The 24,828-nt window shown below is 71.6% G+C and carries 20 protein-coding genes and 2 pseudogenes; 7 read left to right on the top strand and 15 right to left on the bottom strand.

Features of this window, described 5'->3' with window-relative positions; all coding sequences use genetic code 11:
• Positions 1–30: 30 nt before the first annotated feature.
• The 3 genes from BMZ50_RS07015 to BMZ50_RS07005 are packed head-to-tail and all read right to left on the bottom strand — an operon-like array spanning position 31 to position 2,834.
• Complete coding sequence (locus BMZ50_RS07015) at positions 31–897, bottom strand: ABC transporter permease (RefSeq protein WP_091322566.1); 867 nt, start codon at positions 895–897, stop codon at positions 31–33.
• 4 nt (positions 898–901) lie between these two features.
• Positions 902–1,765 carry an ABC transporter permease gene (locus BMZ50_RS07010; protein WP_177212688.1) on the bottom strand — a complete coding sequence of 288 codons (864 nt, stop codon included), beginning with the start codon at positions 1,763–1,765 and terminating at the stop codon, positions 902–904.
• A 37-nt stretch (positions 1,766–1,802) separates the two neighbouring features.
• Entirely contained in the window at positions 1,803–2,834 is a 1,032-nt protein-coding gene (locus BMZ50_RS07005; protein ID WP_091322564.1) for an ABC transporter substrate-binding protein, read from the bottom strand.
• A gap of 909 nt (positions 2,835–3,743) precedes the next feature.
• On the opposite strand from BMZ50_RS07005, the pseudogene BMZ50_RS24990 reads away from it, so the two are divergent.
• A pseudogene (locus tag BMZ50_RS24990) lies at positions 3,744–3,968 on the top strand (epoxide hydrolase N-terminal domain-containing protein); the annotation flags it as partial.
• Between the two features lie 402 nt (positions 3,969–4,370).
• Here the strand turns inward: BMZ50_RS24990 and katG are convergent.
• Together katG and BMZ50_RS06990 are read right to left on the bottom strand one after the other, a co-directional pair.
• A complete protein-coding gene (katG, locus tag BMZ50_RS06995) occupies positions 4,371–6,590 on the bottom strand; it encodes a catalase/peroxidase HPI (RefSeq protein ID WP_218146136.1) in 2,220 nt (739 codons plus the stop codon).
• A gap of 50 nt (positions 6,591–6,640) precedes the next feature.
• The gene (locus BMZ50_RS06990) at positions 6,641–7,063 is read right to left on the bottom strand and encodes a Fur family transcriptional regulator (RefSeq protein WP_091322563.1); all 423 of its coding nucleotides are present in this window, start codon (positions 7,061–7,063) and stop codon (positions 6,641–6,643) included.
• A 244-nt stretch (positions 7,064–7,307) separates the two neighbouring features.
• Here BMZ50_RS06990 and BMZ50_RS23640 point away from each other — a divergent pair.
• A pseudogene (locus BMZ50_RS23640) lies at positions 7,308–7,442 on the top strand (transposase); the annotation flags it as partial.
• 135 nt (positions 7,443–7,577) lie between these two features.
• On the opposite strand, the gene BMZ50_RS06985 reads toward BMZ50_RS23640, so the two are convergent.
• The 8 genes from BMZ50_RS06985 to BMZ50_RS06945 form a co-directional block, all read right to left on the bottom strand.
• Positions 7,578–8,453 (bottom strand): sugar phosphate isomerase/epimerase family protein, encoded by an 876-nt coding sequence (locus BMZ50_RS06985; RefSeq protein WP_091322562.1) that lies wholly within the window; start codon positions 8,451–8,453, stop codon positions 7,578–7,580.
• Positions 8,450–8,656, bottom strand: a complete 207-nt coding sequence (locus BMZ50_RS06980; RefSeq protein ID WP_091322561.1) for a hypothetical protein — start codon at positions 8,654–8,656, stop codon at positions 8,450–8,452. Before BMZ50_RS06980 ends, BMZ50_RS06985 begins: the two co-directional genes overlap by 4 nt.
• A 26-nt stretch (positions 8,657–8,682) precedes the next feature.
• The gene (gene iolD / locus BMZ50_RS06975) at positions 8,683–10,626 is read right to left on the bottom strand and encodes a 3D-(3,5/4)-trihydroxycyclohexane-1,2-dione acylhydrolase (decyclizing) (RefSeq protein WP_091322560.1); all 1,944 of its coding nucleotides are present in this window, start codon (positions 10,624–10,626) and stop codon (positions 8,683–8,685) included.
• Entirely contained in the window at positions 10,623–11,567 is a 945-nt protein-coding gene (gene iolB, locus BMZ50_RS06970; protein WP_218146135.1) for a 5-deoxy-glucuronate isomerase, read from the bottom strand. The genes iolD and iolB overlap by 4 nt, the downstream gene beginning before the upstream one ends.
• On the bottom strand, positions 11,548–12,510 hold the full coding sequence (locus BMZ50_RS06965; protein ID WP_218146134.1) for a class I fructose-bisphosphate aldolase: 963 nt from the start codon (positions 12,508–12,510) through the stop codon (positions 11,548–11,550). The genes iolB and BMZ50_RS06965 overlap by 20 nt, the downstream gene beginning before the upstream one ends.
• Positions 12,503–13,483, bottom strand: a complete 981-nt coding sequence (gene iolC / locus BMZ50_RS06960; protein ID WP_218146133.1) for a 5-dehydro-2-deoxygluconokinase — start codon at positions 13,481–13,483, stop codon at positions 12,503–12,505. The genes BMZ50_RS06965 and iolC overlap by 8 nt, the downstream gene beginning before the upstream one ends.
• A 580-nt stretch (positions 13,484–14,063) precedes the next feature.
• Entirely contained in the window at positions 14,064–15,413 is a 1,350-nt protein-coding gene (locus tag BMZ50_RS06950; protein WP_091322558.1) for an ammonium transporter, read from the bottom strand.
• Positions 15,414–15,518: 105 nt separating this feature from the next.
• Entirely contained in the window at positions 15,519–16,247 is a 729-nt protein-coding gene (locus tag BMZ50_RS06945) for a TetR/AcrR family transcriptional regulator (protein WP_091322557.1), read from the bottom strand.
• A gap of 99 nt (positions 16,248–16,346) precedes the next feature.
• On the opposite strand from BMZ50_RS06945, the gene glnT reads away from it, so the two are divergent.
• From glnT to BMZ50_RS06930, 3 genes are all read left to right on the top strand, one after another.
• Positions 16,347–17,726 (top strand): type III glutamate--ammonia ligase, encoded by a 1,380-nt coding sequence (glnT, locus tag BMZ50_RS06940; RefSeq protein ID WP_091322556.1) that lies wholly within the window; start codon positions 16,347–16,349, stop codon positions 17,724–17,726.
• Entirely contained in the window at positions 17,726–18,718 is a 993-nt protein-coding gene (locus tag BMZ50_RS06935; RefSeq protein ID WP_091322555.1) for an alpha/beta fold hydrolase, read from the top strand. Before glnT ends, BMZ50_RS06935 begins: the two co-directional genes overlap by 1 nt.
• A gap of 267 nt (positions 18,719–18,985) precedes the next feature.
• On the top strand, positions 18,986–20,356 hold the full coding sequence (locus tag BMZ50_RS06930) for an acyl-CoA dehydrogenase family protein (RefSeq protein ID WP_091322554.1): 1,371 nt from the start codon (positions 18,986–18,988) through the stop codon (positions 20,354–20,356).
• A 180-nt stretch (positions 20,357–20,536) separates the two neighbouring features.
• On the opposite strand, the gene BMZ50_RS06925 is transcribed toward BMZ50_RS06930, so the two are convergent.
• Complete coding sequence (locus tag BMZ50_RS06925; RefSeq protein ID WP_091322553.1) at positions 20,537–21,427, bottom strand: SMP-30/gluconolactonase/LRE family protein; 891 nt, start codon at positions 21,425–21,427, stop codon at positions 20,537–20,539.
• Complete coding sequence (locus BMZ50_RS06920; protein ID WP_091322552.1) at positions 21,424–22,440, bottom strand: LLM class flavin-dependent oxidoreductase; 1,017 nt, start codon at positions 22,438–22,440, stop codon at positions 21,424–21,426. Before BMZ50_RS06920 ends, BMZ50_RS06925 begins: the two co-directional genes overlap by 4 nt.
• A 315-nt stretch (positions 22,441–22,755) precedes the next feature.
• On the opposite strand from BMZ50_RS06920, the gene BMZ50_RS06915 reads away from it, so the two are divergent.
• Positions 22,756–23,487, top strand: a complete 732-nt coding sequence (locus BMZ50_RS06915; RefSeq protein WP_091322551.1) for a TetR/AcrR family transcriptional regulator — start codon at positions 22,756–22,758, stop codon at positions 23,485–23,487.
• Between the two features lie 418 nt (positions 23,488–23,905).
• Positions 23,906–24,733, top strand: a complete 828-nt coding sequence (locus tag BMZ50_RS06910) for a PaaX family transcriptional regulator C-terminal domain-containing protein (RefSeq protein WP_091322550.1) — start codon at positions 23,906–23,908, stop codon at positions 24,731–24,733.
• The last annotated feature ends 95 nt before the right edge of the window (positions 24,734–24,828 follow it).

Here is a 24,828-nt window from a genome sequence, read left to right as displayed (position 1 = left end):
CCCACCTCGGTCGTCGTCGGCACGCGGCCGTCAGTCCCTGGCCTTGCGGTGCCAGGCGAGCAGGCGCCCTTCGGTCACTTCGAGGATCGTGTTGAGCAGATAGCCCAGCACCGCCAGCAGCAGCATCCACGTCCACATGTCCAGCACCTGGAACCGTCGCTGCGCCTGGATCAGCTGGAACCCGATGCCGTTGGTCGCGACCATGAACTCCGAGGTGACCACGAGGATCAGCGCGGCGGTCAGACCGATACGCATGCCGGCCAGGATCTTCGGCATGGCCGCGGGCAGGATGATGCCGAACAGCTGCCGGACCCGGGAGACCCGGAAGGCCCGGCCCATCGCCAGCATCGTGGCGTGGATGGAGGCCACACCGCTGGCCGTGTTGATCAGGACGAACCAGCTGACACCCCAGGCGATGAAGGCCACGCGCATGAAGTCGCCGCCGCCGAGGACGAGGATGAACAGCGGCAAGGACGCCGTCGCGGGGATCGACCGCAGCAACTCCACCACCGGGTCGGTGTACTCCCGCGCCGCCCTGGAACGGCCCAGCAGCGTGCCGACGATGATGCCCCACGCGCAGCCGATCGCGTAGCCGAGCAGCATCCGCCACAGGCTGGCGAACACGTCCCCGGTCGCGGCGTCGGTCAGGAACAGATGTTCGGGGGGACCAGTGAAGAACATCTTCCCGAAGTTCTCCACGATCTCCAGCGGCGTCGGGAAGAACGGCGTGGTCGCGGCCGACGTCGCCAGCTGCCACAGGGCGACCAGCACCACCAGGGCGCCGAAATCCACCGCGAGCCGCTTGGACAGCCGCGCGGTCCCGCGCAGGCCCCCCTTCCCGGGGGCCGCCGGTCCGGGGTTCGCGGCGTCCGTCGTCCGGATCTCTGTCGTCGTCACGCCTCTACACGTCCTTCGTCGTGTGCCAGCCGAAGAACCGGCGCTCGGCCGCGCCCATCAGCAGGTTGATCACCAGCCCGACCACCCCGATCAGCAGCGTGCCGGCGTACACCACCTCGGTCTGGTTGCCGACCGCCCGCGCCTCGGCGACGAACGTGCCCATACCCGAGGCGCCTCCCGCGATCAGCTCGACGGTGATCACCACGATCAACGCGATCGACGAGGAGAGCCGGACCCCGGTGGCGATGAACGGCGCCGCGGAAGGCACTACCACCCGCCGGATAACCGCCAGGCGGGAGAAGCCGAAGCTGCGGGCCATCTCCTTGGCCTTGACGTCCACGTCGTGCACGCCGGAGATCGTGTTGAACAGGATCGGCCAGAGGGCGGCGAAGACGACCAGCACCAGCTTCATCTCCAGGCCCTGGCCCATGACCAGGATGACCAGGGGGATCAGCGCGATGGGCGGGATGGGCCGCAGCAGGTCGAGCACCGCTCGGGTGGCCCGGTAGGAGACCTGCGAGAGCCCCAGCACCACCCCGAGCGGGATGGCGACCGCCGCGGACAGCGCCAGTCCGGCCCCCCACGAGACCACCGTGGACAGGACGGCCTCCTGGAAGTCCTGCCGCCCGACGACGTCGACCGCCTCGCCGAGGATCGTGGTGAACGGCGGGAGGAACGTCGGGGACACCAGCCCGATGCGGGTGACGAACTCCAGCACGAGGCCGAGCGCCAACACGCCCACCACGCCGCGCCACAACCGCGAACGGCGCGTCGTGCGGGTCGGCCGCCCCCCACGCCCCTCGCCTTCGGGGGTGGGCCGGCGGCTGAGCCGGCGCTGGGCGTCGACCGGCTGCACGTCAGAAGTCATGTGCATCCCCTTGCCGGCTCCGCGGCCATCCGTGGGCTCAGCAGTTGTCGGGAAGGGGCACGACGAGGGACTCCACGTCGAACTCCTCGTCGATGGCACCGAGCTCACGCATCATGTCCGCCACGATCTGGATCCCGTCCGCGTCCAGCTCGGTCGGGTGGTTGAGCATCGGCGTGATGGCCAGGGCTTCCTGGTCGAAGCCGAGCTCCTCCTGCATGACGGAGTCGTAGAGCTCCTGGTTGCCCATGACCAGGCTCTGGGCCTTGATCATCGTGCACTGGAAGGCTGCGACCGCGTTCGGGTTCTCGTCCACGAAGTCGGACCTCATGATCCAGCCGCCCGAGGGAAACTCCTCGAAGATCCCTGCCCCGAAGTCGAGCACCGTCCGAGAGCTCAGGGTCTCCCGGACGTTCCGGAGCGAGGTGCCGGTCACCACCGCGGCGTCGATGACGCCCCGCTCGAGCGAGGAACCCATCTCGCCGAACGGCAGCTCGACGTACTCGACGGTCTCCGGGTCGAGCCCTTCCTTGAGCATCGCGTAGTTGATCCGCTGGTCGTGCGACGTGTTGAGCGCGACGACCCCGACCCGCTTGCCCTCCAGGTCGGCCAGGTCCTCGATACCGGAATCCGGGAGCGTCTCGAGGGTCAGGGAGTTCGGAACCTCACGGAAGAGCTCGGCCACGATGCGGACGCCGATGCCCTGCCGGGCGGCATCGATGACCCCCGTGTAGCTCGAGAACGTGGCGTCGACCTCGCTGCCGACCAACGCCGCCATCCCGGCGGCACTGCTCTCGATCCACTGCGGCTCGAAGCTGATCCCGTACTCCTCGGTGATCCCCTCGCGCTCGGCGGCGAGCTGGGGGACCGCCCCGTTCTGGCGGTAGTTGGCCACGCGGAACGTCTCGAGCTCCGAGGCCTGGGGGTCACGGTTGGAAGGCCCCTCCGCCTGGGCAGTGGCACCGTCATCGGAGGAGCCGCAGCCGGCCAGGACCAGCGCCATCACCCCGAACCCGACGAGCGCGCGCTTGCTGGTCTTGCGGGGCTTGGCCCCTGCGACAGTGCGGTTCACGAGTTGTTCCCTCTCCCTGTGGTCTGACGGGTCGTGTGCTCTACGGGTCCTGCGAGTGCGACGGCAGCCAGTCCGGGAGCTGGGAAGGTCAGGAGCGGGTGGCCGCGAACTCCACGGGGGAGAGAAGCGCCCGTCCGCGAGGGGGCCAGGGCTCCTTCCGACCCGCACCCCTTCCCGGTGCGGCGCTCACCAACCGGTACTGGACAACTGTCCGCTGTACGAACGGCCGTGACTGTGCCGTAGACCACACAAGGGTGTCAAGGCTCACACGACGGCGCGGCGAGTCGCTCCGAGTGAACGCGTGCGGATGGGACGCGGTGCAGCGAAGACGGCGCCGGGACGGCAGTTGCAGGACGAGCGGAGCTCTCCACCAGGACGACCGGATGGACCCGCAGCCAGGGCCGGATGCGCGGCCGGGGCCAGCCATTTCCGGCGTGCGGCCCGTGTCCTTGTGCGGTGCTCGTGCGCCGCAGTGTGGACGCGGGCTGTGCGGAGAGGCAGGACTGAGCACGTGAGCCGCCGCCGGCGACACGGCGCGGGCGGCGTGGCCGTGACCTGACGAGGGGGTGCCAGGAGGCGGGCCCGTGCCGGACGTTTGCGGACAGGGGTCCGCACAACGGCGGCAACGATCGTCGCGGGGGACGAATGATGGTCGCGGGGGAGCGAGGGCCGGTGACCCGCCGAGGCGCCTCGGCCCCCGGTGCCGAGGCTGTGCTCGCAGACCGGACCCGTGCTGCACGGGGAGGTGTCGCTGGACTGGACTGCTCGCCATCGAAGGCGCGGGGAACTGCACTCCCCGCCAGCACTTCGGTGTCGAGCCTGTGGGGCCCCTCGAGGGCTCGCTCTCCGGCCACCGCTTCGTGCTGAGCCGCTAAAGGGTGAGCGGGTGCTTCCCGACATGCCAGATCCCTGCGTCGCCGCCTGGCGGCGACCCGCTGGCCGAGCCGGGAGCTCGTGGAGGACCGCTCGCAGGGCGTGCAGCTGGCCACGATGCAGGCACCGTGCCGCTACCGGGGCGGCGAGTACGCGGGGCGCCGGGGCGAGACGCGGCTGAACGGGCTGCCGCAGTTCACCACCGAGATCGACGGCGTGGGCATCCACTTCGTCCGCGTTCGCTCGCGGCACGAGGACGCGCTGCCGCTGATCGACTCCATCGGCCCGCTGACGGACCCGACCGTGCACGGCGGCTCGGCCGAGGACGCGTTCCACCGGGTGCTGCCGTCCCTGCCCGGCTACGCCTTCTCCGCCGCGCCGACCGAGACCCGCTGGGACCTCGGCCGCACGGCGCGCGCGTGGGCGGAGCTCATGCGCCGCCTCGGCTACGACCGCTACGTCGCCCAGGGAGGGGACGTGGGCGACGGCGTCGCCGACACGATGGGCCGTCAGACACCGGAAGGCACGGTTGCCGACGGTGACACCGTGGAGGCCGGACAGTCCCATCTCGCGGCCCGTGCCAGGCGCCGGTCAACGGACCGCCTGGATGCGCGGATGCCCCGGCCCGCGGAGTGCGGACCGGGGCATCCGGACAGGGGGTGCTTACCGCAGGTCGAAGCGGTCGAGCTCCATGACCTTCACCCAGGCGGCGACGAAGTCCCGCACGAACTTCTCCTTCGCGTCGTCGGCCGAGTAGACCTCGACGATGCCGCGCAGGATCGAGTTCGAGCCGAACACCAGGTCGGCCGCGGTGGCCGTGCGCACGACGTTGCCGTCTGCGTCCAGGCCCTCGTAGACGCCCTCGGTGTCGACCGAGGTGCGCCACGTGACGCCCAGGTCGAGCAGGTTGCGGAAGAAGTCCTGCGACAGCACGCCCGGGCGGTCGGTGAAGACGCCGTGCTGCACGCCGCCGGTGTTGGCGCCGAGCACCCGCAGGCCGCCGACGAGCAGCGTCATCTCCTTGGCGGTCAGCTCGAGCGTGTACGCCTTGTCCACGAGCAGCGTCTCCGGCTCGAGCTTGCTGCCGGGCTTGATCCAGTTGCGGAAGCCGTCGGCGCGCGGCTCGAGCCACCGGAAGTTGTCGACGTCGGTCTGCTCCTGCGAGGCGTCGGTACGGCCGGGGTGGAACGGCACGGTCACCGCCACGCCGGCGTCCGCCGCGGCCTTCTCCACCGCTGCGGTGCCGCCGAGCACGATGAGGTCGGCGAGCGAGACCTTGTTGCCGGTCTGCTGCTCGAACTCCTCCTTCACCCGCTCGAGCACCGGCAGCACGTCGCGGACGCCCGCGTTGACCGCCCAGTTGATCTGCGGCTCCAGACGCAGCCGGGCGCCGTTGGCGCCACCGCGCTTGTCGGTGCCGCGGTAGGACGCGGCGGCGGACCAGGCCGTGTGCACCAGCTGCGGGACGGTCAGGCCGGAGGAGAGCAGCCGCTGCTTGAGGTCGGCGATCTCCGCCTCGCCCACGAGCTCGTGGTCGACCGCGGGGACCGGGTCCTGCCAGATGAGGTCCTCATCCGGCACGTCCGGGCCGAGGTAGCGGGTCTTCGGGCCCATGTCGCGGTGCAGCAGCTTGAACCAGGCCCGGGCGTACTGGTCGGCGAAGTACTCCGGGTCGTCCCGGAAGCGCTCGGCGTACGCGCGGAGCTCGGGGTCGACCTTGAGTGCCATGTCGGCCGTGGACATCATCGGGGGGTTCTTCTTGCCCTCGATGTGCGCGTCGGGGACGATCTCCTGCGCCTCGGGGTTCGACGGCTGCCACTGCTTGGCGCCGGCCGGGCTCTCGACGAGCTCCCAGTCGTAGCCGAACAGAGTGTCCCAGTAGGAGTTGTCCCACGTGGTGGGCGTCGGGGTCCAGGCGCCCTCGAGACCGCTGGTGATCGTGTCGGCGCCCTTGCCGGTGCCGTGCTGGCTGATCCACCCGAGGCCGTTGCCGTGCACCGGGCAGCCCTCGGGCTCCGGGCCGACGAGCTCGGGGTTGCCGGCGCCGTGCGTCTTGCCGAAGGTGTGGCCGCCACCGATCAGGGCGACGGTCTCCTCGTCGGTCATGCCCATCCGGCGGAAGGTCACCTTGATGTCGTGGGCGGAGGCGAGCGGGTCGGGCTTGCCCTGGGGGCCCTCGGGGTTGACGTAGATCAGCCCCATGGTGACCGCCGCGAGGTGGCCCTCGTCGAGGTCGAGCGGGTCCTCACCCGCGTAGCGCTCGTCGCCGAGCCAGGTGTCCTCCGGACCCCAGAAGACCTCCTCGGGCTGCCAGACGTCCTCGCGGCCGAAGGCGAAGCCGAAGGTCGGCAGGCCCATGTCGTCGTGCGCGACGTTGCCGGCGAGCACGAGCAGGTCGGCCCAGGACAGCTTGCGGCCGTACTTCTGCTTGATCGGCAGCAGCAGGCGGCGGGCCTTGTCCAGGTTGGCGTTGTCCGGCCAGCTGTTGAGCGGGGCGAAGCGCTGCGCGCCCTCGCCGCCGCCGCCCCGGCCGTCGGCGATGCGGTACGTGCCGGCCGCGTGCCACGACATGCGGATGAACAGCGGGCCGTAGTGGCCCCAGTCGGCCGGCCACCAGTCCTGCGAGGTGCGCATCACCTGGACGACGTCACGCTTGACCGCCTCGACGTCGAGCGTCGCGAACTCGGCCTTGTAGTCGAAGTCCTCACCGAGCGGGTCGGAGTCCTTCGAGGGCTTGTTCAGCACCGACAGGTCGACCTGGTTGGGCCACCAGTCCCGGTTGCTCTGGGGCCGGCGGTTCGTGACCTGGGTCGGCGACGGGATCGCCGGGTTCTCGCTCTCGCTGGTGCTGTCGGTGGTGACCTTGTTGGACTCGTCCTTCACGTCGAACCTTCCTGGGTGTCGGGCGGGGGAGGGGTGGAGCTGTCGGTGGGTCAGGCGGCCGTGCAGCTCGGGCAGCGGCCCCAGAAGACGACCTCGGCCTCGTCGACGGCGAAGCCGCCGTCGTCGGACGGGGTGAGGCACGGGGCCTCGCCGACGGCGCAATCGACGTCGACGATGGCGCCGCAGTCACGGCAGACCAGGTGGTGGTGGTTGTCACCGACCCGCGCCTCGTAGCGCGCGAGCGAGCCCTGCGGCTGGATGCGTCGCACCAGGCCGCTGTCGGTCAGGACGCGCAGCACGTCGTACACCGCCTGGTGCGACACCGCACCCAGCCGGGCGCGGGAGGCGCCGATCAGCGCCTCGGTGTCGAGGTGCGGCTCAGCGTGGACGGCGTCCAACACCGCCAGGCGCGGCCGGGTGACCCGCAAGCCCGCGGCGCGCAGTAGACGTTCGAGGTCTGCGGCGTCCGGCACAGCCGCATCCTGACAACTTCCCTTGAACAAGTCAAGAAACGGAGTGGTGCGGTCCTCCGGCCCCGAGCCGGGGATCGACGGAGGCCGTCGACGCGGGAACAGGCCCGGGTGCTGGAGGACGACGCCCGGGCCGACCCGCTGGTTCAGCTCTGGGACGTAGTGCGCGCGTCAAGAGGAGGGCCAGCGCAGCCCGGCCGAGGTGCTCCTCGTTTCCATCCGGCCGCAGGGGAGGACGTGCTGCGGCCGGAAAGTCATCTACACCACGAACCTGATCGAGTCGATCACCTTCCAGCTGCGCAAGCACACCCTGGCCCGCGGCTCGTTTCCCACCGACGAGGCCGCGATGAAGCTGCTCTACCTCGCGCTGCGCACCATCAGCGACCAGCGAGGAGGTGAAGCCGGCACCGGCGCCCACGACCGGAGGACGGTGACGGCGGACTGCTCGAGTTCCTCCTCGGCGGCGCGGGCGCCGCGGTACGCCGCGCGGTTCGCCCTCTCGGGACTGCGGGGCGGATCAGGGGGTCGTGCCGTGGGGGAAGTGCTTGGTGACCAGCTCGCGGATGGCGGAGAGCATCCGGGTGCCCGACTCGCGGGCCTGCTCGTCCCAGCCGAAGACGCAGGTGGTCAGGACGCCGTCGAAGCCGATGCCGGCCAGGGCGGCGAAGGCCTCGTCGAAGTCGACGTCCCCTCGGCCGATCTCCATGTGCTGGTGGACGCGGACGGGGTTGCCGGGCGGGTTGGTGATGTACCGCAGCCCGTCGGAGGCGGTGTGGTCCATCGAGTCGGCGACGTGCACGTGGGTGAGCAGGTCGCCGGCGTGCGCGATGATCCCCGGCGCGTCGTCGCCCTGGTGGAACGTGTGCGGCAGGCAGTACAGGAAGGACACGTACCGGCTGTCGATGCCACGCACCATGTCGATCGCCGGGTGCCCGAGTTCGATGAAGTCGTCCGGGTGCGGCTCCAGCGCGAGCGTGACGCCCTCGCGCTCGAAGACGGGTAGCAGCTCCTCCATCGACCGCCAGAACATGGCCTCGGCGAGCTCGGGGGCCTCCGGGCGGCCGTTGAACTCGCTGTTCATCGTGTCGACGCCGAGCTCGGCGCAGATCTCGATGGCCCGCTTCCAGTACCGGACGGCGGCCTGCCGCTCCGCCTCGCCGGGCCCGGACCAGCGCATCACCGGCAGCAGCGAGGTGATGCCGACGCCGGCGTGGGCCAGCCTGGCCTTGAACGCGCGAACGGTGGCGGTGTCCACCCGGGGATGTTTGAAGAAGGGGATGAAGTCCTCGCGGGGCGAGAGCTCGATCCACTCGTAGCCCATGCCGGCCACCACGTCGGGCAGCTCCAGCAGCGGCGTGGTCCGCAGCATCTGCGGGTCCAGGGCGATCCTCATCGCTCCTCCAGCCGGACCCCGGTGCGACGTCCGCTGCGCAGCGCCTCCACGCCGGCGGTGCACACCGCCTGGGGAATGGGGACGTCCGCGGCGTGCGCCCGCTCGATGACCGCCGGGTCGACCTGTTCGAGGTTCAGGTAGCCGATCCGCTCGGGAAATCGGCGGATGAGGTCGAGGTCGGCCGCCGAGTGCTGCGCGGTCATTCGTTTCCCTCCTCGGGGTTGGGTGCTCAGGAGTGCGCGGGACCGTGCTCGGACGGCGTCAGGTACGGGTGCTGGCGCGCCTTCGCGCGCTCGTAGACGGTGCGGGCCTCCTGCGTGCTCGCGAGGGTGGAGACCGCGCCGACCGGCACGTCCCACCAGGACCCGCTGGAGGGGGCGTCGACCAGCGGGTCGGTCTCGACGTGCACCACCGTCGCCCGGTCGCTCGCCTTGGCCTTGCGCAGCGCGGCCTCGAAGCTGACGGCGTCCTGCGCGACGAGCACGTCCACGCCGAGGCTGGCCGCGTTGGCTGCCAGGTCGACAGGCAGGACGCCGCCGTCGAGCCGGCCGGAGCGCGACCGGTACCGGTAGCGGGTGCCGAACCGCTGGGAGCCCAGCTGCTCGGACAGCGCGCCGATCGAGGCGAAGCCGTGGTTCTGCACCAGGACGACGACGAGCTTGACGCCCTCCTGCACGGCGGTGACCAGCTCGGTGGCCATCATCAGCCAGGAGCCGTCGCCGACCATGACGAACACGTCGCGGTCGGGGGCGGCCAGGGCCACGCCCAGGCCGCCGGCGATCTCGTAGCCCATGCACGAGTAGCCGTACTCGACGTGGTAGCCCTTGCGGTCGCGGACCCGCCACATCTTGTGCAGGTCCCCGGGCATCGACCCGGCGGCGCAGACGACGACGTCCCGGGGGCCGGACACCTCGTTGACCAGCCCGATGACCTCGTTCTGGGACAGCCGGCCGCCCTCGCCCGCGGTCACGGGGTGGTAGGCCGCCTCCACGGTGCGCTCCCACTCCGCGGCCAGCTCCGCCGCGCGCCCCCGGTAGGCGTCGTCGACCGACCAGCCGGCCAGCGCCCCGGTGAGCGCGGTCAGCGCCTCCCGGGCGTCGGCCTGCACCGTGACGCCGGCGTGCTTGGCGGCGTCCATCGCGGCGACGTTGACGTTCACGAACCGCACGCCCGGATCGCCGAAGGCGGTGCGCGAGGCGGTGGTGAAGTCCTGGTAGCGGGTGCCGACGCCGAGCACGACGTCGGCGTCGCGGGCCAGCGCGTTGGCCGCGGTGGTCCCGGTGGAGCCGATCGCGCCGACCGACTGCGGGTGGTCGAAGGGCAGGGCCCCCTTGCCGGCCTGGGTCTGGGCGACCGGGATGCCGGTGGCGGTGGCGAACGCGTCGAGGGCGTCGGTGGCGCCGGAGTAGATGACCCCGCCCCCGGCGACGAGCAGCGGCCGGCGGGCCGAGCGGATCACCTCGACGGCGCGCTGCAGGGCGGCCGGCTCGGGCAGCGGGCGGGCGACGTGCCAGGTGCGCTCGGCGAACAGCTCCACCGGCCAGTCGAACGCCTCGGCCTGCACGTCCTGCGGGAAGGCGAGGGTGACCGCGCCGGTCTCGGCCGGGTCGGTGAGCACCCGCATGGCGGCCAGCAGCGCGCCGGGCAGCTGCTCGGGCCGCCAGATCCGGTCGAAGTACCGCGACACCGGCCGGAACGCGTCGTTGACCGTGAGGTCGCCGCTGTCGGGGCGCTCGAGCTCCTGCAGCAGCGGGCCGGCGGCGCGGGTGGCGAAGGTGTCGGCGGGCAGCAGCAGCACCGGCAGCCGGTTGATCGTGGCCAGCGCGGCGCCGGTGACCATGTTGGTCGCGCCGGGGCCGATGCTGGTGGAGACCGCCCAGGTCTGCAGCCGGTCCCTGGCCCGGGCGAAGGCCACCGCGGTGTGCACCATGGCCTGCTCGTTGCGGCCCAGCACGTAGGGCAGGGCGCCGGGGTCGTCGATCTCGGCCTGCAGCAGCGCCTGGCCGAGGCCGGCGACGTTGCCGTGCCCGAAGATGCCCAGGCAGCCGGCGAACAGCCGCCGGCGCTGCCCGTCGCGCTCGGTGTACTGCCGGCCCAGGAAGCGGACGACGGCCTGGGAGACGGTCAGCCGGACGGTGTCCGTCCGGGCCGGGGGGTGGGACGGCGCGCTCACGGTCGGGTCGCTCCGTTCTGGTCGGGGCGGGTGGGGGGATGTGTGGCTGCGCGGTCGGGGGAGTGCAGCGGCAGGCGCGGGTCGACGTCCTGCCCGGTCCAGGTGCCGCGGATCCAGGCGTGCGCGGGGTCGTCGACGATCCGCCAGGCCCGCTCGGGCCCGGGGCCGGCCATGACGTTGAGGTAGTAGAGGTCGTGGCCGGGGGCGGCGATCGACGGGCCGTGCCAGCCGTGCGGCACGAGGACGACGTCGCGGTCGCGCACCTCGGCGAGCACGTCGATCGGCCGCCCGGGGGTGCCGTACACGCGGTGGTAGGCCAGGCCGGGCTGGCCCTGCGGGCCGGGGGCGATCTCGAAGTAGTAGATCTCCTCGAGCTCGGTCTCCACCTCCGAGGTCTCGTCGTGCTTGTGCGGCGGATAGCTCGACCAGTTGCCGCCGGGGGTGATCACCTCGCAGGCGATCAGCGCGTCGGCCTCGAACACGCCGGCGGTGGCGAAGTTGTTGACCTGCCGGCTGCAGGACCCGGCCCCGCGCAGCTCCACCGGCACGTCGGCGGCCGGGCCGTGGCGGAGCGGCAGGGTGCGACGGGCCCGCGCCGCGCAGAGGGCGAACCGGCCGCCGCCCTCGCTGGAGAGCTCAGCGGTGGTCCCGCGGGGGAGGTAGGCGAAGTCGGTGGGACCCGCGAAGACGTTCGCCCGGCCTGCGAGAGTCAGCGTTCGGTCGTCGCAGGAGACGACCAGCCCGCCGGAGAGCGGGACGACGACGACCTCGTCCTCGCCGGTGTGCAGGCGGCGCCTGCCCCCGGGGACGAGCTCCAGGACGCGCAGGCCGGAGTGGGTCCAGCCCGCCGACTCGGGGGTGACCTCGAGGGCGTAGTCCCGGGTGGCCGCGCTGCCGGCGGGCAGGTGCAGCGTGCGGGTGTCACGGGCGGCGGTGGTCACGAGATGCCTCCGGGCCGGCTCGGTGGACGAGGGACACCGCGGTGTCCACGGCGTCGGCGACGTCCTCGTCGGGCGGGTAGAGCAGCGTCCGGCCGACGACCAGGCCGCGCACGGACGGCAGTGCGAGCGCGTCGCGCCACTGCGCGAAGGTCTCCTCCGGGCGCCGGGACGGGTCGCCGCCGAGCAGCAGCGTGGGCAGCGTGGTCGCGTCCATGACGCGCTCCATGTCGTCGACCACCGGGAGCTTCAGCCAGGTGTACGCCGAGGTGGCACCCAGGCCCTGGGCGATGTGCACGCTCTTGATGACCGCGTCGGGGGACAGGTCGTTGACCACCCGGCCGTCCACCCGGCGGGACAGGAACGGCTCGAGCATGGCGATCACCCCGGCGCGGGCCAGGTCGGTCACCGCGCGGCCGGCCGACTCCATCGAGACCACGGTCCCCGGGTCGTCGAGGTCGAAGCGGTTGAGCATCTTCGCGGCGTCGAAGCGGGCCTCGACCACGCCCCGCACGTCGTAGGCGGTCATCCGGTCGTCCAGCTCGAAGGCCGAGCCGGCCAGGCCGCCGCGGTTCATCGAGGCGACGACGACCTTGTTCTCCAGCGCGCCCAGGAGCAGGAGGTCCTCGGCGATGTCGGCAGTGGCCAGCAGGCCGTCCACGCCGGGCCGCGCCAGCGCGGTACGCAGCCGGTCGAGCATGTCGGTACGGCTGCTCATCGCCGTCGGTCGGCGCTGTGCGGCGAGCGCGCCACGGGCCGGGTGGTCGGCGGCGACCAGCATCAGCCGGCCGTCCTCGGGGAGGAACGACGGGCGCCGCCGCCGTGTGGCCAGGGCCTGCGCGATCGCCTCGGGATGCCGGCTGCGCAGCTCGGTCACCTCGGCGTAGGTCGCGCACAGCGGTGGCGCCGTGCCGACGTCGGGGAGATCCAGGACGGTGTCAGACACGGGTGTCCTCCAGCCGGGGGGCGGGTGCGCTGTGGGCGGCGACGTGCGCGTCGACCTCGTCCGCCGTCGGCATGGCGGTCGCGCACTCCAGCCGGGAGGCGACGATCGCCCCGGCGGCGTTGGCGTTGCGCAGCACCTGCTCCAGTGGCAGGCCGGTGAGCAGGCCGTGGATGAGGGAGCCGCCGAACGCGTCGCCGGCGCCCAGGCCGTTGACCACGTCGACCGGCGTCGGGGGGACCTCGACGCGCTCGGTGCGCGTCTTGCCGAGGACGCCCCGTGGGCCCTGCTTGACCACGGCCAGCTCCACGCCCGCCTCGAGGAGGGCGTCGGCGGCCCGCTCGGGGTCGGTCTCCCCGACGGCGACCTCGCACTCTTCCCGGTTCCCGACGGCGACCGTGACGTGCGGGAGGGCCGCGTGGACCTGGGCCGAGGCCTCCTCGCGCGACGTCCAGAACATCGACCGGTAGTCGAGGTCGAGCACGGTGTGCCGGCGCCGTGGCCGCGCCTCCCAGGCGGCGTGGTGGGCCGAGCGGCTCGGTTGCTCGGACAACCCGGTCACCGTCGCCCAGAACAGCGCGGCACCGCGGATCGCGTCGAGGTCGAGGTCGTCGGGCCGGAGTTGCAGGTCGGGAGCCGTGGGCCGGCGGTAGAAGTACAGCGGGAAGTCGTCGGGCGGGAAGATCTCGCAGAAGGTCACCGGCGTCGGGTGCTCGGGGTCGACGACGACCTGGCCGTCGTCGACCCCCAGCTCGCGCAGCGCCCGGCGGACGAAGCGCCCGAAGGGGTCGTCGCCCACTCCCGTGACCAGGGCGGGGCAGTGACCCAGACGCGCAGCGGCGACTGCGACGTTGGCCGCGCTACCGCCGAGGAACTTGCCGAAGGTGGTGACGTCCTCGAGCCCGACGCCGACCTGCAACGGGTAGACGTCGACGCCGCTGCGGCCCATGACCACGACGTCGGGTGCGTTCTGCACGGTGCGCTCCGTCCCTGTGCGTCGTCCGGCGGTGTGCCGACTGTGCGCCAGGACACGGAGACGCGTCAAGGGTTTGTCAGGACATGAAGACAGCGGACCTCCGGAGGTCCGAACGCCCCGACGTGGTGAGGTCGACGGGCGGGCCCGGGTGCGCGGATGGCCAGGGCGCCGCCGTCGGGCGCCGTCCGTCAGGTCCGGACGAGGAGGACGAGGTGGTCGTCACGCCGGCCTTCGACGTCGACCGCTCGAGCCCGACCCCGCTGTACTTCCAGCTCGCGCAGGCCCTCAGGAGCTCGTCGACAAGGGCTTGCTCGTCCGCACGCACGGCGTGGGACCCAGGTCATCCAGCCCCACGTCCGGCGGTCGGTCGAGCTCACCAGTCTCTATGACGATCTCGCCCGAGGCGGCGAGACGCCTTCGGCCGAGGTGCTCTCGCTCGAGCGAGTGCCGGCACCTACCGACGTCGCCGCGGAGGAGGACGTCGGCAGGTGCCGGCTGAGGAGGTCGCCGCTGTCCGTCGGCTGCGCCGGACCCACGGCGAGCCGCTGGCGATCCTGATCAACTATTCGTGCTGCGGGGCTCAACCCCGCCGGATCGGCTCGGCCTCGAGGCCGAGGTCGACATCCAGGTGGTGCTCCTGCTCGGCGTGGCCGCGCGGCTGGTGGGCCAGCGCGTCGGGGTCCTCGTAGGCGTTCTCGGCGTGCAGCGCGCTGTCCAGCCCCTGGCGCTCCTGCTCGTCGGTGACCCGGATGCCGATGGTCCGGTCGAGCACCTTCGCCAGCAGGAAGGTGAACGTGAACGTCCAGGCGCAGGTGGCCAGCAGCGCGATCGCCTGCTTGCCCAGCAGTGCGAGGCTGCCGCCGTAGAGCAGGCCGGCCTCGCCGATCGGGGCGTCGGGGTGGGCGAGCAGCCCGATGGAGAGCGCACCGACGATGCCGCCGACGAGGTGCAGCGCGACGACGTCGAGTGCGTCGTCGTAGCCGAAGCGGTGCTTGAGCAGGACGGCGAAGTAGCAGACGACGGCGGCGGCCATCCCGACGATCATGGCGCCGACCGGTGAGACGACCCCGCACGACGGCGTGATCGCGACCAGCGCGGCGATCGCGCCGGAGCACGCGCCCAGCGTGGTGGCGTGCCCGTCGCGCAGCTTCTCGACGACCAGCCAGGCGCAGGCACCGGCGCACGCGGCGGCGAGGGTGTTGAAGATGGCGACGGCCGCGTCGTTGTCGGCGGCACCGAGCGCGGAGCCGTCGAAGCCCAGCCAGCCGGTGAGCAGCAGGCCCACGCCGACGACGACGAACGGCAGGTTGTGCGCCTTGGGCTGCACCGGCCAGGTGCGGCGCTTGCCGAGCACGACCGCCAGGGCGAGGGCGGCGATGCCGGAGTTGACGTGGATGGGCGTCGAGCCGGCGTAGTCGACGGCGCCGAGAGCGTTGGCGAGCCAGCCGCCGGTGCTGCTGCCGTCCTCGCTGTCGAACGCGAAGGTCCAGTGCGCGACGGGCAGGTAGCACAACACCACCCAGAACGCGGCGAAGGTCATCCAGGCGCCGAAGCGCATCCGGTCGGCGGCCGCGCCGGCGATGATGCCGATGGTCAGCCCGGCGAAGCCGAGGTGGATCGTGGCGAGGGCCAGCGGGGGGAGGGCGGCGTCCTCGTCGGGCGTCAGCAGCTGCCCGAGGCCGGCGAACTCCAGCGGGTTGCCGAGGACGCCGGCGCCGCCGAGGGAGTCCCCGAAGACGGCGGAGTAGCCGAACGCGACCCAGACGAACGCGGTCAGGGCGAAGGAGCCGAAGACCATCATCATCATGTTGGTCGTCGTCTTGCGGGAGACCATCCCGCCGTAGAAGAGGACGAGCCCGGGCAGCATGAGGATGACCGCGATGATTGCGGTCAGCAGCCATGCCGTGTTGCCCGTTGTCGTGGGATCCATGTGCGCCTCCAGGGGGATGACCCGGGCGCACCGACACCTTCGATGCGCTATCGGAATTGTGCGGAGGCGCCGTTCCGATGGCTTATCGAATCTGTGTCGCTCGCGTTACGCTTCCAGCGCCGCCAGGGCTACCCGCTCGACCTCGGGGGAGCGGGCCGGGTCGGCGAGCAGCGCCCGCAGGGCCGCCGTCGCCGCGAGGCGGGCGGCGGTCACCGGCTCCGTCAGGGCCGGCCCGCGCTGCGCGTCGTCCGGTGTCGGGGTGCGGAACCGGTGCTGCATCCCCTCGGTCTGGGCGAGACAGGCGGCGGTCGCGGTGCGGGCGTCACCCGCGGCGAAGTCGCCGGACCGCATCCCGGCGTCGACGATCGCCTCGAGTTCGGCGCGCAACCGGCCGTAGTCGGCCAGGATCTCGGCGAAGAACTCCGGCTGGGCGTGGGCGGCGCGCTCCAGGTCGTAGAAGTCGAGGGCGCCGCGGCACATCTGCAGCACGTCGGCGTAGAGGACGGCGTAGAGGTGCTCCGGCGGTGGCGTCGACCTCGCCGCGAGCCGGCGGGCGACCTCCAGTGACTCGCGGTTGGCGCCGGCGAGCGCCAGCAGCAGATCTTCCTTGGACCGGAACCAGTAGTAGACCGACGACTGCCCGAGGCCGACCGTCTTCGCGATCTCGGACATCGTCGTCGCGACGTAGCCCTGGTCGGCGAACAGCCGGGCGGCGGCGTCGAGGATCTCCTGCCGCGGATTCCCGGTGGGGGTGACGCCGGTGCGGCGGGGGCGCCCCACCGTGCGCGGTCGCCCACTCTCGGCCGGGGCTTCAGATGTCGGGGGGTCGGCCATGCCCGGAAGTTAACACGACCGGAACGGTTTCGATGCTGCATCGGAACCCGGGGGAGGGAGATTTCGACGAGACATCGAAATCCCGTCCAGGAGGACCGCATGACGCTCACCACCGGAACCAGCACGCAGGCCGGCGCTCAGGACGTCGAGGCCGTCCGCGCCCGGCTGGAGGCCGCGGGTGTCCGCTACGCCCTGGCCGGCTTCAGCGACCTGCACGGCCGGCTCAAGGGCAAGGTCGTGCCGCTGGGGCACCTGGCCGACATGGCCGCGGGCTCCGAGCTGTTCACCGGCGCCGCGGTGGACGGCGTCCCGCAGGACATCAGCGATGAGGAGGTGTCGGCTCACCCGGACCTCGAGCGCGGTTTCCAGCTGCCGTGGCGCCGCGACGTCGCCTACTTCCCGTCGACCCTCTACACCGAGGGCAAGCCGTTCGAGGCCGGCGCCCGCTACATCCTGCAGCGGCAGCTGGCCGCCGCCGCCGAGCTGGGGTTCACCTTCAACCTGGGCATCGAGACCGAGTTCTTCGTCCTCCAGGACGGCGCGAACGGCCCGCAGGAGGTCTCCGAGCGCGACACCGCGGCCAAGCCCTGCTACGACCTCACGACCACGCTGGACAACTTCGGCTGGCTGACCGAGCTCGTCGAGGCGATGGACGAGCTGGGCTGGGGCGTCTACTCCTTCGACCACGAGGACGCCCGCGGCCAGTTCGAGATCGACTTCTCGTACGCCGACGCCCTGACCTCAGCCGACCGCGTTAGTTTCTTCCGCATGATGGCCGGCGAGATCGCCCGCAAGCACGGCTACTTCGCCTCCTTCATGGCCAAGCCGTTCGCCGACCGCACCGGGTCGGGCGCGCACTTCAACATGTCGCTGGCCGACAGCACGACCGGGGTCAACCTGTTCGCCGAGGGGGAGGACCCCAAGGGCGCGGGCGTCTCCGCGCTCGGCTACTCCTTCATCGCCGGCGTGCTGCGGCACGCCAAGGCGATCAGTGCGGTCATCGCCCCGACGGTGAACAGCTACAAGCGGCTGGTCCGCGGGGGGTCGACGTCGGGTTCGACGTGGGCGCCGGTGTTCGTCACCTACGGGGACAACAACCGCACGAACATGGTGCGCATCCCGCTGGCCGGCGGCCGGGTGGAGTGCCGGGCGGCCGACATCAGCTGCAACCCCTATCTGGGTGCGGCGATGATCCTGGCCGCGGGCCTGGAGGGCGTTCGCGAGCAGCTGGACCCGGGTGCGCCGCACCGGGAGAACATGTACGAGTACAGCGACGCCCAGATCGCCGAGCTCGGCGTCGACACGCTGCCCCGGGACCTGTCCGCCGCGATCGACGAGTTCCAGGCCGACTCGCTGTCCCGGGAGGTGTTCGGCGAGGCGCTGTACAACTCGTTCATCGACTACAAGCGCGCCGAGTGGGAGTCCTACCAGTCCCACATCTCCACCTGGGAGACGGAGCGCTACCTGAAGTTCTTCTGATGCCGGAGACCTTCGACCTCGGCAGGCTCGTGCTGGAGTCCGGCGCGAGCCTGCCGGTTCGGCTGGGCTACGCCACGCACGGCACGCTCGCCCAGGACGGCGGCAACGCCGTCCTGGTGCCGAGCTACTACACCGGCACCTCCAGCAGCTACCTGCCGTGGATCGGCTCCGGCAGCGTCCTGGACACCGACCGCCTGTTCGTCGTCGCGGTGGACATGCTGGGCAACGGCGTCTCGACCTCCCCGTCGAACGCTCCGGAGGAGGTGGCCGGGCCCCGTTTCCCCGTGGTGACCGTCCGGGACCAGGTGCGGGCGCAGCGCCGCTTGCTCGACGCACTCGGGGTCCGCCGGCTGCGGCTGGTCCTGGGGTGGTCGATGGGGGCGATGCAGGCCTACGAGTGGGCGGTCACCTATGCCGACGACGTGGACGCGCTGCTCCCGATCTGCGGCGCCGCCCGCTGCTCTCCGCACAACCACGTCTTCCTCGAAGGGGTGCGCGCGGCCCTCACGGCGGATCCCGCCTTCCGCGGCGGCCGGTACGAGTTCCCCCCGGTGGCCGGGCTGGAGGCGTTCGGCCGGGTGTACGCAGGGTGGGCCTACTCGCGCGACTTCTTCCACCTGGGCACGTACCGTGAGCTGGGCTACCCCAGCGTCCAGGCCGTCCTGGAGGGGTGGGCGGCCGATCACGCGGCTCTGGACGCGAACGACCTGCTGGCGATGATCGACACCTGGCAGAGCGGTGACGTGGGCCGGGGCCGCGCCGGGGGCTACGAGGAGGCTCTGCGGGGCGTTCGGGCCCGGACGATCGTGATGCCGTCGACGACGGACGCCTACTTCACGGCGGCCGACTCGGAGGCCGAGGCGGCCCTTGTCCCCTCCGCGGAGCTGCGCCCGCTGTGGTCGGAACTCGGGCACATCGCCGGCCGGCCCGGCATCCGGGCGGCCGAGACGGCCACGATCGCCCGGGCGGTGCGCGACCTGCTCGACGGCTGACCGGGGTCACCCGTGCCGCGCTGCCCGAAGCGTCTGGCGGCTGCCGGCGACAGGCCACCCACGGCGCGCGTCGGCGACGCACGGCAGCGAGCACGGCGCAGAGGCGCGCAGAACGTGGTGTCCGAGGGGCGAGACCCCTTCCCCTCGGGCGGCATGGGCACGAGCGTGAGGGGGGACACGAGCAGGTCCGTCCCGGGCTCGGCCCCGTGTCCTCGGCCGGCCTCCGCCGACCGGGAGGTGCTGTCGTCACAGAGGAGATGTGCAGACATGTCCATCGACTTCGGGCAGTCAACCGGGATCAACTTCTCGCTCAGCGATGACCAGAAGAAGGTTCAGCTCGCGGCTCGTGACTTCGCCGAGAACGTCCTGGCGCCCGTCGTCCGGGACGCGGATCGGGAGCCGGACCCGCTGAAGGCCTTCCAGATGACCAAGCCGGCCTACGTGGAGGCCTACAAGCGGGGGATCGCCTTCTGCATGCTGCCGAAGGAGTACGGAGGAGGGGGCCTCACCAACGTCGAGCTCATCCTCGCAGCCGAGGAGATCTGCGCCGTCGACCCAGGATTCGCCTGCACGGTGCTGGTGAACGGGCTCGCACTGCTGCCGGTCTGGTACTGGGGCACGGAGGAGCAGAAGCAGCGGGTGCTGAGGGCGGCCACATCCGACACCTCAGGGGAGTACCTCGCCGGCTACGCCGCCAGCGAGCCGCCCGGGACGCCGGGTGGGACGGCGAACTTCGACGCACCCATGCCGCATCCGGTCGGAATCGGGGTGACTGCCCGGCGGGACGGCGATCAGTACGTGCTCAACGGGCGCAAGTACTGGCCGTGCAACGTCGGAGGCTGGGACGGCGAGGGGGCGAACGTCAACCTCGTGGTGGTGCGCACCGATCCCGACAGCGGAGGCACGGAGGGTCTCTCGGCGATCCTGGTCGAGCGGGGAACGCCGGGTGTCACCTACGACATCATCGAGACCTTCGGGCACCGGCTGACCCCGAACTCCGAGATCGTCTTCGAGGACGCGAGGGTCCCCGCCGACAACCTGATCCAGGGCACCCTGGGCAACGGCGACCTGCTGATCAACCGCAACTTCGCCTGGTCGGGCCCGGTCGCCGGGATCGCCGCGGTCGGCGTCGCCCGCACGGCCTACGAGGCAGCCCTCGCGTGGGCGAAGACCTACACCGCCGGTAGTCCGCACCCGATGATCTATTTCCAGAACGTGGGATACGTGCTCGGGGACGTCGCCGCCCGCATAGAGGCCTGCCGCTACTTCTGCTGGAAGGCCGCGCACTACATCGATCAGCACGAGTACCACGGTGAACTGATCGGCGCGCTGAACAAGACCTACTGCACCGAGACGCTCCTGGACAGCGTCTACAAGTGCATGCAGGTCGTCGGCGTCAACAGCGCCGACCGGAAGCACCCCTTCGAGAAGCTGCTCCGGGAGGCAGCGATCTTCCCGATCTACGACGGCGGCAACTTCGGCATGCAACGGCGGCGGATCCACGGGGTCCTCGCCAGCCCGGACTTCAACCCACGGGCCCTCATGGATGACGAGTACGTGGAGTTCACCAAGCAGATGGAAACCATCGACACCATCCAGCACACGGAGGCGCCGCAACAGCCGCTGGAAATGGCATAACCGCCGACCAGCCGCGGAGGGGCGGCCCTGGCGCGCAGCGTGTCCGGCAGGGAGGGTGGTACGCGACTCGATGTGCGTACCGGTGGCCTGGCTTCAGATCAGGCCACCCCGCCGGACACCAGCGTGGCGCCCGGAAGACCACTCGGGGTGCCACGCTGCTGTCCGGCGGGAGGGGGTGACTCAGGGCAGGCCGGCGTGCGGCACGTCGACGTCGACGGCCAGCAGCTGGCCCTCGCGGGCGTTCGTGCGAGCCTCCTCGTGGAAGTCCGGCGCGGCGCACAGGAAGAGCGTGCGGCCGTCGTCGCCACCGAGCATGCAGGCGAAGACCCCCGTACCCGGCTGGACCGACCGCTCGATGGTGCCGCCCTCGAGGACCCGGATCGCCCGGCCGCCGATCGCGTCGGCCACCCACAGGCCGCCCTCGGCGTCGAGGCAGCAGCCGTCGGGTGCGACCACGACCTGGGCCAGTGCCGGCTCCAGGTCGCGTTCGGTCGGCGCGGGGCCGAACTCCGCGAACACGCGACGGTTGCCGAGGCTGCCGTCCTCGTCGATGTCGAAGGCGGTCACGCGGTTGCCGAAGGTCTCGCAGACCAGCAGCCGACCGTCGTCGGTGATCACGCTCCCGTTGGGGAAGAGCATCTCCTCGGCGACGACGCGCACCGTTCCGTCGGGCTCGACGCACAGCAGCCGGGCCTCCTGCATCGGCGCCCCGGCCATCAGGTCGAAGCCGAACTCGCCGACATAGGCGCGCCCGCTGGGGTGGACGACCATGTCGTTGGGATGGCCGCCCACGTGGCCCGAGAGGTCGGCGTACTCGCTGAGGCTGCCGTCCGGCTCGACCGTCACGAGCTTGGCGTCGCGCATCGAGACGATCAGCAGCCGGCCGTCGGGCAGCCATCCGATCCCGGACGGCTGCTGGGGCACCTTCACCTCGACCCGCAGATCGCTCCCGTCGGCGGCCGCGGAGTAGACGGCGTTGGTGTAGAAGTCGGAGAACCAGACGCGGCCCTCGTGCCAGCGTGGGCACTCCAGGTAGGACAGGCCCTCGACGATCGTGCGGTGCTCGCTCATGCATCCACCTTCCCGGCGTCCGTGAGGTCGGACGCCACGTCATAGAAGCGCTCCAGCTCGCGGTCGATGTCGGGGCCGCAGGGCTGGTAGACGATCTCGGTGATCCCCGCGGCGCGGAGCTGCTCGAGCTTGTCGCGCACCTGCGCCCGGTCGCCGCTGACAGTGACGTCGCGCAGCGTCACGTTGCCTCCGGCATCCCAGGCGGCGTTGTCCGCGTCGTTGAGCCCGACGCAGTGCTGGGAGTGGACGGCGAGGTGTCGCTCGCCCTCCGGCCTCCGCTGGACCACCTGGAGCCACTGGTCACCGCCGGGCAGCTCGCGGACGGCGTCCGGCCCACCGAACTCCATGGCGCCGTGCAGGGACAGCGCCCAACCGGGGCCGCCGGCCGCGCGGGCGTGCTCGGAGTCGTCCGATTCCTCGTCGTCGAGCACCGTGCCCCACGCCAGGTAGGCCGACCAGGAGTAGTCGCCGGCGAAGTCCGGCACCACCAGCGTCGAGAAGAGTCCGTCGCCGAGCTTCTTGGTCACGGCGTTGCCCTTGGGGCCCAGGGCGCTGATCAGGATCGGCACCTCCACGGGACGCTTCGGGGCATGGCCGTCGGGATGGAGCATCTGCATCCGCGCTCCCTCCCACTCGACGACCTCGCCCCGGAGCAGCCCCTGATAGGCACGGATGTAGGCGTCCATGAACGCCCAGGTGATCGCGCCGTAGCCCATCGCGCGCCGGCCGGTGAACCCGGTGCCGAAGGACACCGCGACCCGGCCGGGTGCCAGGTCGCACAGGGTGGCGGTCGCGGCCGCGTTGACCATCGGGTGCCGCAGACTCGGCACCAGCACGCCCGGTCCGATGCCGATCCTCTCGGTCCGCTCGGCCGCCAGGGCCAGCGACATCCAGACGTCCGGACTCTGCTGGGGAGTGTCATAGATCCACGCCCGCTGATATCCGATCCGCTCGGCGACGGCGATCTTGTCGGGCGTGTCCAAGGCCGTGGGGAACGCACACGAGACCTGCATCGCTACCTCTTCTTTCCGGCGCCTCGGTCCACCCTCCGGGGATGGCGGCAGAGCGCCCAGCTGGTGACCTGGGTCAGGATGGGAGTGAGTAATCGCCGGCGGTAGCTCCAGTCCCGTGGCCAGCCCGGGATGCGACATGGCGCTCTCCCAGGCTGTGGTCGATGACTTACTAAGCGCATAGTCACCAGGTAGCGTGAGTGTGTCAAGCGTCACAGGCGGCGGCGCTCGCGGCCGTCGGCGGCAGGTCCGGAGAAGCCGGAGCGGCAAGGTTGTGAGCCTGGTCCAGAGCTCAGATCGGAAGAAGAGGGTCTCGGCATGGCGAAGCGGCAGGCCCGGTTCACGCCTCAGGACCTCGAGGGCGACCCGCGGCTCCGGGACGAGTCCCCGAGTCTGTGGGACGACCGACTCGGGGACGTAGCGCGCGGCCTGCTGACATCCGCGGTGCGCTGCTTCGCCTCCAACGGCTACCACGCGACGACCACCCGGGACATCTCGACCGGTGCGGGGCTGAGCTCAGCCGCCCTCTACGTGCACTTTCCGTCGAAGGAACTCGTGCTCTTCGAGATCGTGCGGGTGAGCCACGAGCGCGCGCTGGGCTACGTCCAGGGTTCGAGCATCGACACGGCCCGTGGGGCTGCCGAGCGACTGCGCGCCCTCGTCTCCCGCTACACCGCCTGGCACGCGCTCCACCACGTCGCTGCCCGCGTGGCCCAGTACGAGCTCAGCGGGCTGACGGCAGAGCACTACGACGAGGTCAGGCAGCTCCGTCACCGGACCAACCAGATCTTCCGCGCGGCCGTCGCCGGTGGGGTGAAGGACGGCGCCTTCCCTCCGGTCGACGTCGACCGGGTCGTGCGCGCGATGCTGTCCCTCAGCATCGACCTGATCCGCTGGTACCGCCTGGACGGGTCCGACTCGCCGGAGCAACTGGGTGACTTCTACGCCGACCTCGCCCTCCGGATGGTGTCGAGCCCCGAATCACGGCCGGGAGCCGAGCGGCGCGGTACGGCACCACAGCTCTCCTCGGCGATAGCGACCACCAGATAGGTGCCGGCGCAGGCCTACCGCTCCTCGGGCCGGGTGCAGCTGTGGCGAGCGGTCATGCCGCAGACGGTCCGAGCACAACGGCGAACGTCAATCGGCCGCGCGTCGCGCGGCCGGGGGGTCCGAACAGCACCGTGCTCGCCCTTGCGGGCGGGACACGGTGGAGGTGGCCGGCACGCTCACCGAGCCGCGGCTGTACCAGCTGATCCGCCAGCCCTCATGTCGGCGTGCATCACTCCGGCGGGGGCGCTGGCGGAGCAAGCGCCCGAACCCGACGGACCCCTCCCGGCCGCCCTGGCAGTGTGGACCCGCGCCGCCGGTGATCGCGTCGCCGGTCTGTTGGCCGCCGGCACGGAAGGTTCCAGGGAGAACATGCTCGGGAGCCCAGGGGCGTGTGCGCCGGGCCGGCTTGGGAGGGCAGATGACAGACCGCGCCGCCGCGGTGCGCTTCAAGCCGCAGGACCTGCTGCTGGCGCTGGCAGGCGCACTGGTCCTCGACAGGTTCGAGGATCCCCTTCCCACGAGGGTGTTCCTCGACGTGCTCAGGTCCCTGGGGGGCAGCGACGAGGCGACCCGGTCGGCGCTGACCAGGCTGACCGAGCGCGGTCTGCTGACCCGCCACCAGGATGGCCGGGTGGCCAGCTACGGCCTGACCGGTACGTCGCGGAGGCTGCTGCGGGAGGGGCGGGAGCGGGTAGGGGCGGCCGAGCCGTTCCATCAGACGAGCAGCGACTGGACGCTGCTGAGTTTCTCCCTGCCGGAGACGCAGCGATACGTCCGGAACCGGCTGCGGTCCCGGTTGTCCTGGGCCGGCTTCGGCTGCCTGCGCGACGGGCTGTGGCTGGCGCCGGGCCGCGTCGACCTGGACCGGATCGTCGCCGTCGGCGCTGAGGTCGGGGGTCTGCAGATCGACGGGTTCGTCGCCTCTCCGACCCCCGGCACGGATGTCGCCCGCTTCGTCCGACGGGCCTGGGATCTCGACGCGCTGCGCCGCGAGCACGAGGAGTTCATCCGCCGCTGGGAGGGCTCCCTGGCCCGGGACCGGGACCCGGTCGCCCTGTTCACCCTCCTCGGCGCCCACTGGATCCGGCTGCTCCGACTGGACCCGGTGCTGCCCGAGCGGTACTTGGGCGAGGACTGGCCCGCGCGCCGCTCGGCGAGCGTGCACCGCGCCGCCTTCGCGTCCCTGGAACCGCAGGCGCTGGCGGCCTTCGCCCGCATGGTGGAGGACGCGCGCGCCCGGCGGTGAACCGGCCCCGAGTGGCCCGGATCACGAAAAAGCTTGGCAATTCGTTGACGCTCGTCCGCCGTCCTCCTAACGTCTGGGCGTCCCCGGTCCCGTCG

The sequence above is a fragment of the Geodermatophilus ruber genome (assembly GCF_900114385.1).
Lineage (GTDB): Bacteria > Actinomycetota > Actinomycetes > Mycobacteriales > Geodermatophilaceae > Geodermatophilus > Geodermatophilus ruber.
This window is presented reverse-complemented; position numbering and strand designations above follow the sequence as displayed.

What these genes read in the sequence shown, in the direction of transcription:
- BMZ50_RS06980 (WP_091322561.1), bottom strand. Translation starts at nt 8,656, where the DNA reads ATGACCGCGCAGCACTCGGCGGCCGACCTCGACCTCATCCGCCGATTT.
- BMZ50_RS06925 (WP_091322553.1), bottom strand. Translation starts at nt 21,427, where the DNA reads ATGAGCGAGCACCGCACGATCGTCGAGGGCCTGTCCTACCTGGAGTGC.
- BMZ50_RS06950 (WP_091322558.1), bottom strand. Translation starts at nt 15,413, where the DNA reads ATGGATCCCACGACAACGGGCAACACGGCATGGCTGCTGACCGCAATC.
- BMZ50_RS06930 (WP_091322554.1), top strand. Translation starts at nt 18,986, where the DNA reads ATGTCCATCGACTTCGGGCAGTCAACCGGGATCAACTTCTCGCTCAGC.
- BMZ50_RS06985 (WP_091322562.1), bottom strand. Translation starts at nt 8,453, where the DNA reads ATGAGGATCGCCCTGGACCCGCAGATGCTGCGGACCACGCCGCTGCTG.
- BMZ50_RS06920 (WP_091322552.1), bottom strand. Translation starts at nt 22,440, where the DNA reads ATGCAGGTCTCGTGTGCGTTCCCCACGGCCTTGGACACGCCCGACAAG.
- BMZ50_RS06935 (WP_091322555.1), top strand. Translation starts at nt 17,726, where the DNA reads ATGCCGGAGACCTTCGACCTCGGCAGGCTCGTGCTGGAGTCCGGCGCG.
- BMZ50_RS06945 (WP_091322557.1), bottom strand. Translation starts at nt 16,247, where the DNA reads ATGGCCGACCCCCCGACATCTGAAGCCCCGGCCGAGAGTGGGCGACCG.
- glnT (WP_091322556.1), top strand. Translation starts at nt 16,347, where the DNA reads ATGACGCTCACCACCGGAACCAGCACGCAGGCCGGCGCTCAGGACGTC.
- BMZ50_RS06915 (WP_091322551.1), top strand. Translation starts at nt 22,756, where the DNA reads ATGGCGAAGCGGCAGGCCCGGTTCACGCCTCAGGACCTCGAGGGCGAC.
- BMZ50_RS06910 (WP_091322550.1), top strand. Translation starts at nt 23,906, where the DNA reads ATGACAGACCGCGCCGCCGCGGTGCGCTTCAAGCCGCAGGACCTGCTG.
- BMZ50_RS07010 (WP_177212688.1), bottom strand. Translation starts at nt 1,765, where the DNA reads ATGACTTCTGACGTGCAGCCGGTCGACGCCCAGCGCCGGCTCAGCCGC.